The sequence below is a fragment of the Calothrix sp. NIES-2100 genome (assembly GCF_963875285.1).
In the GTDB taxonomy this organism is placed as follows: Bacteria; Cyanobacteriota; Cyanobacteriia; order Cyanobacteriales; family Nostocaceae; genus Aulosira.
In genome coordinates, this window is record NZ_CAWNLA010000001.1 from 9331946 (window position 1) to 9346298 (window position 14353).

Consider the following 14353-nt stretch of genomic DNA (forward strand, 5'->3'; position numbering starts at 1 on the left):
TCTTTTTTCCTTAGCAATTAATTTCCTCACAAGTTCCTCAATATTTTCTCCTAACCTCAGGATAGAGCCAAAGCAATGATGCCAGAGGAGGCGGCTAGAAAATGGATCTCGCTGAATTACAGGAAATTGCCCAAAAAGAACGTTTCTCGGAAAAACCAGTGCAAATTCGCTGTTGTGTTGCAGCAGGTTGTCTCTCAGCCAATTCCCAAACTGTTAAACAGCGCTTAGAAGCAGCTGTTACAGATGCTGGGTTAGCAGAACAAGTGCAAGTAACTGGTGTTGGCTGTATGCGCTTGTGTTGTAATGGCCCATTAGTGGAAGTCAAGGGAACGACAAAAGCCGACTCTAGCAATAAAGCAGAAAGTCTCGGCACACTTTATGAAAAAGTTACCCCTGAAGATGCACCTTTAATTATCGCTGCTGTTGATGGAGGAGAAACGAAAGTTCAAAAAGGTGATTTAACTCAGCCATTTTTTACCCAGCAAATGCCAATTGTCCTGGAAAACAGTGGCAAAGTTGATCCAGAACGCATTCAATCTTATATTGCGGCTGAAGGTTATCAAGCGCTTTATCATGTGCTGCGGGAGATGACTCCGGCGGAAGTCGTAGATACTGTAACTCGCAGTGGTTTACGGGGAAGGGGTGGCGCTGGTTATCCTACAGGTGTGAAATGGGCGACGGTTGCTAAAGCCAAAGGTAAGCAAAGCGATCGCAAATTTGTTATTTGTAACGCCGATGAAGGCGATCCAGGTGCATTTATGGATCGCAGTGTTTTAGAAAGTGATCCGCATCGGGTTTTAGAAGGAATGGCGATCGCTGCCTATGCTGTTGGTGCAAACCAAGGCTATATTTACATTCGCGCTGAATATCCTGTAGCCATCAACCGTTTACAAACTGCAATTCGCCAAGCACAACGCCTCGGTATTTTGGGTAGTCAAATCTTTGACTCTCGATTTGATTTTAAAATTGATATCCGCATTGGTGCGGGTGCTTATGTTTGCGGCGAAGAAACTGCACTCATGGCTTCTATTGAAGGTAAACGCGGTACTCCCGAACCCCGTCCCCCCTATCCCGCTGAGTCTGGTTTGTGGGGATCTCCTACCTTAATTAACAACGTTGAAACCTACGCCAACATTTCACCAATTATTCGCAAAGGTGCTGATTGGTTCGCCAGCATTGGTACAGAAAAAAGTAAAGGTACAAAAGTTTTCGCCCTTGCAGGAAAAATTCGCAACACAGGTTTAATCGAAGTTCCAATGGGAACTCCCTTACAGCGGATTGTGGAAGAAATGGGCGGTGGTGTACCAGATGGCGGTATCGTCAAAGCCGTGCAAACTGGCGGCCCTTCTGGGGGATGTATCCCCGCATCAGCTTTTAATAGTCCAGTAGATTACGAATCACTCACTCAACTTGGTTCGATGATGGGTTCTGGCGGGATGATTGTCATGGATGCAACTACTAACATGGTAGATGTCGCCCGCTTCTTTATGGAATTTTGCATGGAAGAATCCTGCGGAAAGTGCATCCCCTGTCGGGTGGGGACGGTGCAATTGCATCAGTTATTAACAAAAATTCGGGAAGGTAAAGCCTCAATGGCTGACTTGGAACTGCTAGAAGAACTGTGCGACATGGTGAAATATACCAGCTTATGTGGGCTTGGTCAGTCTGCCCCTAATCCGGTATTTAGTACCTTGCGTTATTTCCGAGATGAATATTTAGCATTAATCACCCCAGCAAATAGATTAAGCATGAAGCCTTAAGTATTGAACATGGAGCAAAACTCAAAGGAGATACACAAAATGATCTTCCTCAGAAGTATTGTTGTTTGGTTAGTATTTATTTTTGCGGAAAGCCTGAATGGAACTGTTCGCAATTTCTGGCTCATACCATCTTTGGGCGATTTTTGGGCACATCAAATTTCATTTGTTACGGGTTCAATTTTGGTTGTGGCGATCGCAACTATTTTCGTGAAATGGCTTGATGCTACCCGTACATGGCAATTGCTCAGCATTGGATTGCTGTGGCTACTGCTCACCCTGGCGTTCGAGATTTGCTTGGGACGATTCATTTTAGGCTATTCCTGGGAGCGAATCGCTGCTGACTACAATTTGCTACAAGGTGGATTAATGCCTATTGGGTTAGTTCTTCTAATCTTAGCTCCTGTAATCGCTGCCAAGATTCGGGGTGTTTTTGACCAGAAGTCTCGACAGCATGGATAACGTTCTCGCATCTGGGAAAACAAAAACCTCCGCTGTTGAACTAACCTCACAATCTCCTCAACATTGTCGTCTAGTCTTTAGATATGACCAACGATGGAGGGTTAAAATATGAAAGCACCTATTGATCGTCCTGAAGAAAACATCCAAGAGATTCAAGCTGAGATAGTACCTACAGAGCCAGAAGCGAATACTCAGGAAAAGGTTGCTGTGGAAGAATTTCGCATCACTGGTGATGCTCTAGTTAGCAAATTTAAGGAACTCATTCATCAAGGAAATATTCGCCGCATTATTATCAAAAATGAAGAAGGGGGGACATTGATTGAAATCCCGTTAACCGTTGGAGTCGTTGGCGGTGTCATCAGTGCGGCTCTATTTCCAGTCATCGCTGCTGTTGGCGTGATTGGCGCAATGGTTGCTCATCTCACCATTGTGGTTGAAAAACGAGCTTAAAACCCTTAGCTCTCAACTGCCGTCCAAAAGCCCCTCCCTGATTCAGGTTCTCTTTGTCATGACAGATGAGAGCTTTTTTTGTGTCTTTTTTAACCTGAAGCACTGGCATTAGCTCAAATTGTTGGCAAAAAAAGCTTTGTGATATAATGTATCGGTTATCACTTAAGTAGGTACGGAAAAAATTAATAACCATAAATAATTACGAATTATAAATTGAAAATTATGGGTAGCAATATTAGCTATTCTCGCTTTCAAGTCGAGAAGAATATACAAGTCATTTAAAAATATTGTTCTATTTGGAACAAGTTACAAAACAAAAAGTCAGAATCATTAACGCGCAATCAATACATAGAATTGTTAAGCTAAAACCCATCTACTAAAAACAGCTTTCGTAATTTCGAGCAGACAAACTCACATATAGCGCAAAAAACAAGACTTAGTGATTGCTTGTGTGTTCCTTCTTGCTGTGAATTTAATAGTTGAATATAAAACTTCAGTTTTCACAATGGACGAGGTTTAAAACCTATTGAATTTGTATATCTAGATTTCATCTAACTTTTGTAGGATAGGCAAGATAGGCATTCTAATGATATAAGCTAAATGGAAAACAGCTTATTTAATATCTGCACTGAGGATAAGAACTTTTTATGAAATATAGAAAATTTGGCTGTACTGACCTTGTAGTTTCTGAAATGGGAATTGGAGGTTCACACTTTGGCTCGATGATTAATCAACAAAAACCTCAAGAAATTATCAGAACTCTGTCACAGTCTTTTGATAGTGGAATTAATTTTTATGACATTGCTGATATCTATGGACAGGGAGAAAGTGAAAGAGTTATAGGTAAAACATTTAACAAGCAAAGAGATAAAGTAATTTATGCCAGTAAAGCCGGATTTTGTTTATCAAATACTGGCAATATCATCGCTAAAATTAAACCTTTTCTCAAACCGATTATCCGGTTAGTTAAACCAGTAAAAAAGCAACTTTTACAAGCCAGGTCTTCACAATTAAGACAGGATTTCTCTGGTGCATACATTGTCAATGCTGTAGAAGCTAGTTTAAAAAGATTACAAACTGATTATTTAGATATTTTTCAGCTTCATGAACCACCCATGTCTGTCCTGCAAAATAGTGATTTGCTGTCAGCGATGGAAAAACTCAAGTCGCAGGGAAAAATTAGATACTATGGTGTAGCTTGTCGGACAGTAGAAGATGCATTAGTTTGTTTAAATTACCCTGGATGTTCTTCAATTCAAATAGAAATTAATTTACTGAATCAAGACGCTATTCACAAAGTTTTTCCGGCGCTCAAAAAAGATTCTGTAGGGATAATTGCTAGACAAGCTTTCGCTTCAGGTAAACTCTTTGAACTAATTGCAAAACCGGAATTATTTCCCGAAGTAAGTAACACGCAAAAATACCAAAAATTGCAAGAACTGGTGAATCAAAAGGGAAAGGATGCGATCGCGCAAATTGCGCTTCAGTTTGTTTTGCAATTTGATCAGGTTTCTGTAGTTGTTGTGGGGACACGTAGTCGTAAACATTTAGAAACAAATTTAGCTGCTTTTGCTTCTCCGATTCTGACTGATGAAGAAATGGCTTCTTTGTCTGGAGATTTAACAGGACTGACACAATAATCATGTGAAAACCTGATTAGCGTAGGGGAAATTCATGTATTACCCCTACATTTGATAATGGATACGTAAGTTTTATTTTAGATAGTTTATCTCAAATTTATCTCACAGGAGTTGACTAAGTTAATGATTATAGATGCTCGGAATGTAGCAGAAGCTGAAACACTCGATTGTGATATCTGCATAGTTGGTGCGGGTGCGGCTGGTATCACATTGGCCCATGAATTCTGTAACCAGGATATGAAAGTTCTTCTACTGGAAAGTGGCGGACTTAATTATGATAAAAGTCTTGATTTATTAAATCAAGGAGAAGTAGACCTTGCAACTCATAGCTCTTTAGAAGAAAATCGACGTAGACAGCTTGGTGGAGCAACAATAGTCTGGGGCGGTAGATGTGTACCATTTGATGAATCTGACTTTGAGTACCAATCCCATATACCTTATAGTGGTTGGCCGATTACTAAGAAAGATTTAGATCCTTATTATGAAGTTGCACATACTTATTGCGAAATGGGAGCATACAATTATGCTGCTGATGGCTCAAAACCGATGATTCCCGGTTTAAACTCAGAAGATATCTCTACTGAGCAAGTGTATGTATTTAGTCCACCTACAAATTTTGGTAAGCATTACTTAGATATATTAAAAAATACGCAAAATATAAATCTGCTTTTATATGCCACATGTTTAAATATTGCCACTGATGAAACGGGTAATCAAGTGGAATACTTAAATGTTTCTTCATTAAGAAGAAATAATTTTATGGTGCGGGCAAAACAATATGTTTTAGCAACTGGAGGGCTAGAAGTAACCAGATTATTACTACTATCTAATAATGTTCATAAACAAGGAATTGGGAATCGCTTTAATCTCTTAGGTCGCTATTACATGGGACATTTAAATAGCCGCATTCAAGTTCAATTTTCGGAAAATAAGCCGATTATCTGGGACTATCAAAGATTACCAAATGGTAATTACTATCAACACTCAATTGCCATTCGGGAAAATAAACGCAAGCAATATGGACTATTAAATCAACGTTTTTTTGTAGAGCGTCCCAACTTCAGAGATCCCAGCCATCAAAATAGTATTCTTTCAGCTACTTATTTAGCTAAAGTTTGGCTCAAACAACCAAAATTTTCTCAAGATTTCGCAGCGCATCTCAAAAATATTGTTTTTGATCCGCAAGGGATGCTAGGTTTTTCCTATAAATGGATTACCAAAAGAATTTTGAGCAAAAATAAATTACCTTCTGTGATTGTCGGAAATAAATCTAACCTCTATACATTGCGCATTGATAGTGAGCAAGTACCAAACCCTAATAGTCAAGTAACTTTAAGCGATAGAAAGGATAGTTTTGGACTTAATCAACTCAAAGTAGATTGGAGATCTAACGAATTAGATATTTTAAGTATTGAACGTTCTGTTGATATCTTCAAGCAAGCACTAGAAAAAGGTGAAATCGGCAAGGTTGTATCTGCACCAACAATATCTCCAGCGCCACAAGGCGGACATCATTTAGGGACAACGAGAATGTCAAGCACACCCCAAAATGGTGTTGTAGATGAAAATTGTAAAGTTCACGATCTCAGCAATTTATATATTGCCAGTAGTTCTGTATTTACAACTTCTAGTTATGCTAACCCAACTCTGACAGTTGTGGCGTTAGCAATTAGACTTGCTGATCACATTAAACGGCTTTATGGTAAGTAGGTAAGTAGCCCGGATTTTTCACTGAAAAATGTTGTGAAAACTAGACACGTAAATGCTTACTGCGAAGCAGTTCGTTGCTTAAGTCTCCACGGTTCATAACACAGCCTAGGGCGTGTTTTCAAACTAATCATTATTCCTAAAATTGGGCGCAGATCCCCCCAACCCCCCTTAATAAGGGGGGCTAAAACAGTCTTGAAGTCCCCCTTTTTAAGGGGGATTTAGGGGGATCGAGAAATTTAGAAAGCTAAACGAGTAGTTTGAAAACACGCCCTAGTCCCTTTCTCAATCTGTTTTAGATGTAATTACCTCTGTGGGGCGGAGAATCTTGTCTTGTAAGCGAAACCCTTGACGAACAATTTTAGTAATTGTTTGGTCTGCTAAGTCATTTCGTACTTCTCGATCAACTACTCGGCACAAATTAAAATCTGGTTGGGTATCTTCTAGTTCTATAGGTACAAGTTGGCGTTTTTTTAGTATACTCAGAAACTTGCGATGAACTGCGCCGACAGATTTGGGTAAGCGTTGGAGAAATTCTTGGTTGGGTTCAGTGTTATTTTCTAAATATTCCAGCAAATTTTCTAATGCATCGGAAACTTCTAAAAGTTCTAAGAATAAATCTTCTGTTTTAGTTGCGATTTGGGTTTGTTGTTCTCGCACTGATTGCTGTAATAAAACATTTTCTTTTTGAATTTCCCCAATTTCTCTAATCAGCCAATCACGTTTCTCTTGGGTCATCAGATAGTGGTTTGTAGTTGATGGTGATGTATTTTGAGAAGATAAGGATACTGGGAAATTAAAACCAAGAATTGTAGATTTGAGCCAATTCCAAAATCTGATGGAGGTTTGGGGCGATTCAGACATGAGAAACCTCTTGAGATAGCACAGATAAAGTTTTACTTACCCAAGTTTGCACTTGGGAATTGGGATGATTGCTTAAAAATTGACAAAGAGCGATCGCTCTTTGTAACTGTCCGCTCATATGATAAGCTCTGATTAGCCACAATTGCGCTTGAAGATAATCTTGATGATTTTGGTCTGTACAGCGTTGAGTATAGTCTTCAAGATACTTAATGGCTTTGGGATAACGGCCTGCTTTGCAAGCTGTGATGCCTTCAGTGACTAATTCTGATAAACTCATCGGTAAAGGCTCTCGTTCTAGACGCTCTTGTTGGTTAGCTTGAGCGATCGCTTGCTCTAATCCATCTAACTGTGGTAGTAAGATGAGTTTTGGTGCTGGCTGTGACAAAGCCGAGAAATCACTATTTTTAAAGCGTTTAATTGTCGGTAATATCGGACGTAAATAGTCGGCTATAATCCGCTCTTCTGGCTTCATTAAGCTTTTTTGTGCTTTGGCAATCATATCTATAGGATATTGCTTGCGCTTCATTGCTACGGCTACAGCTTTGGTAATTTCAGCTTTAGATGCAGCTGGGGTGATACCTAAAATATCATAGGGATTATATTCCATAAATAATACCAATTTTTAAAAAGAATGGAACCGATATATACTCTCAAACCTTTGTGATGTCTGGCTTGATTAATTTTGAATAAGATAACATTTATTCAACTTAACTTCAGGCTATGGAAAATTTCTTGAAAAGCCGGTTCTTCGGGACAAAGTTCGTAAGCCCAATTCCCTAACTGCTGAATCATCTCCAAAGATAAATTTTTCTTTTGAATTCCTTGAAGTAAGGTCATAATCAAGAACTCTGCAACATAGTGGCGAATTGATTCGTGTTGTGAAGATTTGGCCTGCTTAATTGCTTCATCAAAGCGATCGCGTTTCATCAAATACTGAATCTCCTTCAGTTCTTGAGTAAATCTATAAATATTTTGGACAGTCTTCTCATCAGGACAAAGTTCGTAAGCCCATTGTCCTAAATTGTAAATCTCTTCAAAGCTTAAATCTCCTTTTTTAAACCCTTTCATTAATATGTCTACGCAAATTTCCGCCACAATATAACGTATCCGTTGCAATTGAGATTGTTTAGCCCGTGTGACTGCTGCTTCTAATTGATTATTTTTGATTAAGTTTTCAATACCTTCGATTTCTTGCTGGAATTCAATCATCTCAATTAAATCCAGAACAATCGGATTTTGGGAATCATTTTTTTTGATTTCTTCCAGGTCTTTTAAAGCTTTACTTAAGGAAATTTTTCCCTGGGAAATTTGCTCGCGAATTTTTTCGGCTTTGTATTCGGCTAGATAACTTTTCGCAGATTGACTACCTACGATTTCATACCAAAATTGGGCAAATTCTAAATGCTCGGCATTTTCTATTATTGCTTGACGCTGCAATCCGGCTAGTCTATCTATTTCTTGTTGCCAATCTTGACTATCGCTAATTTCTGATTTGGCTGATTTTAAAGGATTAATTGCCTTGCGCCATTGTTTGTGATTGAGATAATGGCAGCCTTCATAATAAGCAACAAATTGTTGGGCAAATATTTCCAGATTATTAGTACTTTTCGTTGTGGGTTTAAGTTGAATTGCTCTGTGACTATCTCCTTCTAAACAAGCGGCTACCGCTAATCCCCAAGGGGTATAAAGGGAACGGAGAATTTGTTGACTAGAATCTATCCGCTCAACTACAATATCTTGCCAGTAAGAAATATAGTGCTGATAACAACCAGGTGTAATAAATATATTATTTACCTTCATTCCTCGCCGGGAAGGCTCGCCCATAAATTTGAGGGCTACTAATTCTAAGCGATATTTATCTCTTAAAGTCAAATATGTGGGAATATCTGTATCTTTGTAAGTATCAATTTCGGCTTCTAAACGGCGTTTTAACTCTAAAGAAATTAATTTAAAATCAATTGGTTGATTTCCTAACCAAGGTACATCTTTAAGGATGGGATCTTCAGTTAAATTGGCTAAGGCTGTGGATAAGGCAATGATCAAGTTAGCGATGTTGGTGAAATTGCTGCGATCGCCATAATAAATCCCTACTGCCCAATTATGTAAAGTGGTAATATTAGGCTGGGCAAGCCAAAGTTTTTCCAGTTGCGTGACCAGATTTTTAGGCTCGGATTTTTGCCATAATTCTACTTCTATGCGCGGCTGAATATATTCTTTGAGATTTGTTTCTACTAAAGGGTCAAAGCCGAATTTTTGGCTAAACTCTTCACTGGCAGTTTTCGCACGATCCAGATTTTCCGCATTAACACATACTTCAATATTCTGGATTGCGAGCAGGCGTTGACGTTGAGCTAAAGTATTGAGAATTTCTCGCTGTGCAGTAATTTCCGTAGCAGATAGCCCTTGCCATTCCCGATAAGCTTGTTGTAAATTCTCTTGTTGAGCGTAGACAAATCCCCGCAAATAAGCAGCTTGTTCTCCCGGTAAATCGATGAGATGAGATAAGGCGATCGCCCAGTTTTGCGTTTTAATTGCAACGATTCCTAACCTGATTTGACAGTCTATGGGGTTTGGTAAAAACAATTTAGCAGTTTCATACAAAGATGTCGCGGTTTTAAGATCGTTGATTTTCTCTGCTGCTAACCCTTGGCGGAAATGTTCTCTACCCTTGATTGCTTGTTGTAATTCTTGTAATAATTCGAGTCCATCTGAACGCGGAAAATTAGTCAGCGCAGTTTCTAAAAGGGCGATCGCTGCTGTTAATTTTCCTTGATTTTGCGCTTGTTGCGCTCTTTTGAGCGTCGAGTCATAGATTTTTTCTTCTGCTACTTGGGATTTCGCAGCCTTCTTCGCCTGTTGTAAAGCTTCAGTGGAATATAATTTTTCCGCTTGACGGTAAACGGCGACCGCATGTTGAAAATATCGATTTTCTGCGTGTGATTGTGCTTTTTTGACTAGTGTCTGAAAATGTTGGCGTTGTTGTATTTCCTGTTCACACTGGTTGATTGCTCGTAATATTTGCTGATCGTCGAGAATTTGCAGACAGCTTTGATAAAGAGCGATCGCATTAACCATGACTTCAGTTTCTAACGGATCGCCATGATCTTGCTTCAGCAGGTTTTTCGCTTTCACAGCTAGTTTGTCTGCTTCCTGGATTTGTTTACGCCATTGCTCTAATTGCTGAGTCAATTTGTCTAATAAATTACCCATAAACAAGCGACAAAGCAAACGTTCCCCAAAACCGGGCTTTTTAGACCAAACAGCAAAGGATTTCTCGGCAATGTTGACTGCTTCCCGCAGGTGCTTATTTTTAGCCAGTATTTCGGCTTTTTGCTGGGCTTGTTTAGTTTTTGCTGCTTGTTTCCAGACATCAACTATCCCCACACCCAGCAAAATTTTACTGAAGGTGTTGAAACTATCAAGGATACTCATACTTGCTCCTTGCAGTTGGGAATGTTGAATACCTCCCCTACGTATATATGATTCTCCCGCCCTAGCAGTTGGGGATTAGCTTTCACCATGATTTCCCAAGAAGTTCCTGGGCCACAAAGTTTTTTGGCGATCGCACTCAGGTAATCTCCCGATTGGACAGTATAGGTAGTTGCTTGTGGGGATTGATGATTAATTGATAGTTTTGGGAGCGGACTACTGGTTGCAACGTGATGCTCAGAAGAGACAGTAAATGTTTCTAGGTGCGGTGGCGGGAAAAGCAGTATGCTTCCCACTACTAAACAAATGCTAACGATCAGTATCAATAAGCTAATGGCTACAATGGCTACAGGGAAACGTTTAAATTTTACTGTTTGAACTTTGGTTTTTACATAAGGTAATTCTTGCAGCATCCGAATTATCGACAGGTCAGTATCACAGTTAGGACAAATATAACTAGCAACTTCTTGATAACCGCACACAGGACAGTTAAGAATAATATTCATCGTGAGAGTCCTGTGACAATGCTTTTGCCAGTGGGTTCCTCATGTAGCCAACGCTTCACATCTGGTTGTAGTTCACGCCACAAGCGATCGGATTCTTGTGCTTCATTGTTTTCCAGCGCATCCAGCATCCGAAACAGCTTGTCATACATAGCATTTGCTAAAGTGGGTGCAACTGCATTGGCTTGGCGGATAGCTGCAAGACTAGCTTGAATTAGTTTGACTTGCTCGGGTAAATTATTGAGTTCCTGTTGTGCATCTTCGCTGTAAGACTGCATCCGGGAAATGTCATTAGCATTGATCGCCGTTTGTAAATTTTGACTCAGCTTTTGCAATCGCTCTTGCTGGAGTACCGGAATCATAAAGCCGCAGAGTTTCACTGTGCGCTCGCATTCATGCACTAGGTAATCAGCCTCTAGACGTTCCTTAGACATGGATACTTGGAATTTTTGCAGGTTGAGCGCCGCGCGATCGCGTAAATCAATGCGTTCTTCTCCTGTTTTGGTATCGATAATTTGGTTGCTTAACTGCACTACTGGTAATGCTAACTTTAGTGCTTCTTCCACACCCAAATCAGTTAAATCTTGATCATTGAGTTCAACAATCGCTGCTTCTAATTCCTGATATATTTTTTCATCTGACCGCCCCCGCGAAAAAGTACAACTCACTCTTTCTGAAGGGTCATTTTTTAAGGTAGCGGTCATCGCCAAAACACCATTTTTCTCATCTAACACCAAGTTGACGAGAATTTCTGTCCCCTGTGGATAGTGATGGTTTAACCCTAACCACATATCGCCAATACTTTCATAATATTCATTTTCATCAGGGCTGAAAAACTTAAAGTGAATCAACCTCTGTCCATCAGCCGATGTTTTAAATGTGTGGGATGTGGTGACTGGGAGAATATCACCCCGGCTAATAACTTTATACTGACCATCTACTAACTTAATATAGTAATCACGAGAGACTGTAGTAACCTTGTCTGTCTGTCCCGCCGCGACAATAGCAGCACCTTCTGCGACTGCGTACATTGGGCGGGGATGTACCATGACTTTATTTGCGCCAAAGGCTTCTTGAACTTTGCGTTGTACTAAGGGAATTTGCGAAGAACCCCCTACCATTAGTACTACATCCACCATTTCCATGTGATGTTGAGCGTATTCTAAAGCTTTGCGGCAAATTTGAATGGAACGGTCTACTAAATCAGAAATTACTTCCTCAAACTGTTCGCGGCTAATTGTCACTTCAATGGGAATAGCGATGCCTAATTCATCTAGTAATGGGGTAGCCGGTGAAATTTGCGCTGCTGTAACTGTGCTTAATTCAACTTTCGCTCGTTCGACTGCTATCTTTAAGTCAGCATTAAATCGGATGCGTTGATAGTGGGGCATTTTGGCAATTAAGCCATCAATATCAGTGATTTTTTCTTGTTGGGAAACTTGCTCTTTGACAAACTTAATCATCCGAGAATCAATGTCATCTCCTCCCAACCATAAATCACCTGCTTTCCCCGATTCAATAAATGAAGTTCCCGCAGCTTGAATTAATGAAGCATCAAATGTCCCCCCGCCAAAATCAAACACCAAAATTGTTTTAAAATCGTCTCCCTTGGGAGAAAAACCGTAAGATATGGCGGCTGCTGTCGGTTCTGGTAGCAATTCTAAAGGAGTCAATCCGGCTTTGAGTGCAGCGATGCGGGTAGCGTGGCGTTGTTGATCGTTAAAATAAGCGGGGACAGTAATTACAGCTTGGTCTATAACTTCATCTTTGCCAATACCTTGGCGATAAGCTTGGGCATTTTGCACAACTTTTTTGAGAATTTCCGCAGAAATATCCTCAGGCTGATATTCTTTACCTCCTAGCCAAACTGCCACACCGTTATCTGTTCCCTGAGTTGGCTGGGTAATTTTGTAAGCAAATTCTGCCTGTTGTTTCTGTACAGATGGATCGGCAAAACCCCTACCTATCAACCGTTTAATCGAAATAATTACATTTTCCGCATCCGCCCGTAGCTGGTTGTATGCTTGATCGCCTACCAACAATTTACCTTGCTCGTAAGCAACGAGCGATCGCGTTAGTTTTCTGTCTGGGGGTGTGTTATCATCTGCTGTCACCACTTCCACTTCTGCCAACTTAAAAGCCGCGACAGAATTAGTCGTCCCCAGATCAATCCCTATTGCTTTGCCCATTGCTAATTGCCTGCCTTTTCAATACCTTTGATTCACTGCTGCATCAAAAAACATTGCACAGCAGAAGCCAATAGCTTATTTCGACTATTACAGATGAGATCGGCAAAATCCCACAGAGTAAGTACGTAAACCACACATATTTTTACTTTAAAACTTCAGTAATTTTTGGCATAAAAAAAATCGGTGTTTACAAAAATGTATTTGTATTATTTTTTAACTGCATAATTTTAGGCGATCGCACTTATCAATAAAACTTCAGCCAAAATTTAAAAAAACATTCTCCCCTGATTTGAGGAGTGGGGGGATATCAATATAACCTGATAATCTCTCAAAAATCCGCGAGATTTTCAAATTGAGAATATATAAACTTAAACCTTGGCATTCGTTGAAATATTATTCCTGGATATGAAAAAATACTAATGAGGGGCTTGGATGAAAATAAAGTACCAGTAAACCGAGTTTCGACTACTTCGACTACGCTCAGTACAAGTCCGCTCAACTCTCGACTGCTGAGGGTTTTGGGGAAAGGAAGGACGCAAAAACAAGCGTTAGAAGAATTGGTTCCGCTGTCAGAAGGAAGTTCTAGATGAGATCAACTGCTAGAGATTTTGGCTTCTTGAAGGATGTGTTCTAGTATATAGGGAAATATAAAAAAATATTATGACTATTACAAATACCAGACGCTTTACTCTTGAAGAATATCATCGTTTAACTGAAATCGGATTGTTTCATGAAGATGAGCGAGTAGAATTGATTCGTGGCGAAGTGATGCAGATGGCAGCTAAAGTAACCGCACACTCAACTTGTTGTAGAAATTTACTTAGAGAACTGGCAAAATTAGTAGGAAGTCAGGCAGAATTACAATGTCAAGATCCCATTACTTTGCCTTCTGGTAGCGAACCAGAACCGGATTTTGTGATTGCGCGTTCTACAGATGATCATTATTTATCTGCTCATCCCAGCCCAAAGGATGTTTTACTAGTAATTGAAATTGCTGATTCTTCTTTGAATTATGACCAAGAAGTGAAAATACCCCTTTATGCCGAAGCCGGAATTGCCGATTACTGGATATTTAATTTAGTTGCTCAACATTTAGAATGCTATAGCGAACCTTATCAAGAATTAACTCTTAATTTCGCTTATCGTCTCAAGCGAATTTTCTTACCTAATCAGTCAGTTATTATCCCTTATTTTTCCGATTTATCCCTAAATTTATCTCAGATTTTTCCGCAAATTACTGTTTGAAATCATCAATTCAAAATCTCAGCCAAAATAGAAAAAACAATAATGTTGGGTTACCCTTCGGGAAGCAAACTAAGTTCCTCAACCCAAAGTACGAATAAAAAAATTGG

At 39.7% G+C, this 14353-nt stretch carries 11 protein-coding genes; 6 read left to right on the plus strand and 5 right to left on the minus strand.

Translation table 11 applies throughout. From position 1 onward, the window contains the following. Positions 1 to 101: 101 nt before the first annotated feature. The 5 genes from AACU32_RS38025 (at position 102) to AACU32_RS38045 (ending at position 6019) form a co-directional block, all read left to right on the plus strand. Positions 102 to 1760, plus strand: coding sequence for a NuoF family protein (locus AACU32_RS38025; protein ID WP_096607394.1), 1659 nt, complete (start codon positions 102 to 104; stop codon positions 1758 to 1760). A gap of 39 nt (positions 1761 to 1799) precedes the next feature. Next, complete coding sequence (locus AACU32_RS38030) at positions 1800 to 2219, plus strand: hypothetical protein (protein ID WP_096607395.1); 420 nt, start codon at positions 1800 to 1802, stop codon at positions 2217 to 2219. A gap of 108 nt (positions 2220 to 2327) precedes the next feature. Beyond that, the gene (locus tag AACU32_RS38035; RefSeq protein WP_096607396.1) at positions 2328 to 2669 is read left to right on the plus strand and encodes a DUF4342 domain-containing protein; all 342 of its coding nucleotides are present in this window, start codon (positions 2328 to 2330) and stop codon (positions 2667 to 2669) included. A 647-nt stretch (positions 2670 to 3316) separates the two neighbouring features. Further along, positions 3317 to 4309 (plus strand): aldo/keto reductase, encoded by a 993-nt coding sequence (locus AACU32_RS38040; RefSeq protein ID WP_096607397.1) that lies wholly within the window; start codon positions 3317 to 3319, stop codon positions 4307 to 4309. Between the two features lie 123 nt (positions 4310 to 4432). Next, the gene (locus tag AACU32_RS38045) at positions 4433 to 6019 is read left to right on the plus strand and encodes a GMC oxidoreductase (RefSeq protein ID WP_096607398.1); all 1587 of its coding nucleotides are present in this window, start codon (positions 4433 to 4435) and stop codon (positions 6017 to 6019) included. Between the two features lie 282 nt (positions 6020 to 6301). Here AACU32_RS38045 and AACU32_RS38050 read toward each other — a convergent pair whose 3' ends face one another. From AACU32_RS38050 to AACU32_RS38070, 5 genes are all read right to left on the minus strand, one after another. Further along, entirely contained in the window at positions 6302 to 6880 is a 579-nt protein-coding gene (locus tag AACU32_RS38050; protein WP_096607399.1) for a nucleotide exchange factor GrpE, read from the minus strand. Next, positions 6873 to 7487, minus strand: a complete 615-nt coding sequence (gene bamD / locus AACU32_RS38055) for an outer membrane protein assembly factor BamD (RefSeq protein ID WP_096607400.1) — start codon at positions 7485 to 7487, stop codon at positions 6873 to 6875. The genes AACU32_RS38050 and bamD overlap by 8 nt, the downstream gene beginning before the upstream one ends. A gap of 95 nt (positions 7488 to 7582) precedes the next feature. Beyond that, a complete protein-coding gene (locus AACU32_RS38060; protein WP_096607401.1) occupies positions 7583 to 10312 on the minus strand; it encodes a peptidase M, neutral zinc metallopeptidase site in 2730 nt (909 codons plus the stop codon). After that, complete coding sequence (locus tag AACU32_RS38065) at positions 10309 to 10815, minus strand: LysM peptidoglycan-binding domain-containing protein (RefSeq protein WP_096607402.1); 507 nt, start codon at positions 10813 to 10815, stop codon at positions 10309 to 10311. Before AACU32_RS38065 ends, AACU32_RS38060 begins: the two co-directional genes overlap by 4 nt. Continuing rightward, positions 10812 to 13001, minus strand: coding sequence for an Hsp70 family protein (locus AACU32_RS38070; RefSeq protein WP_096607403.1), 2190 nt, complete (start codon positions 12999 to 13001; stop codon positions 10812 to 10814). The genes AACU32_RS38065 and AACU32_RS38070 overlap by 4 nt, the downstream gene beginning before the upstream one ends. A 660-nt stretch (positions 13002 to 13661) precedes the next feature. On the opposite strand from AACU32_RS38070, the gene AACU32_RS38075 reads away from it, so the two are divergent. Next, positions 13662 to 14246, plus strand: coding sequence for a Uma2 family endonuclease (locus AACU32_RS38075; protein WP_339378608.1), 585 nt, complete (start codon positions 13662 to 13664; stop codon positions 14244 to 14246). Positions 14247 to 14353 lie beyond the last annotated feature (107 nt).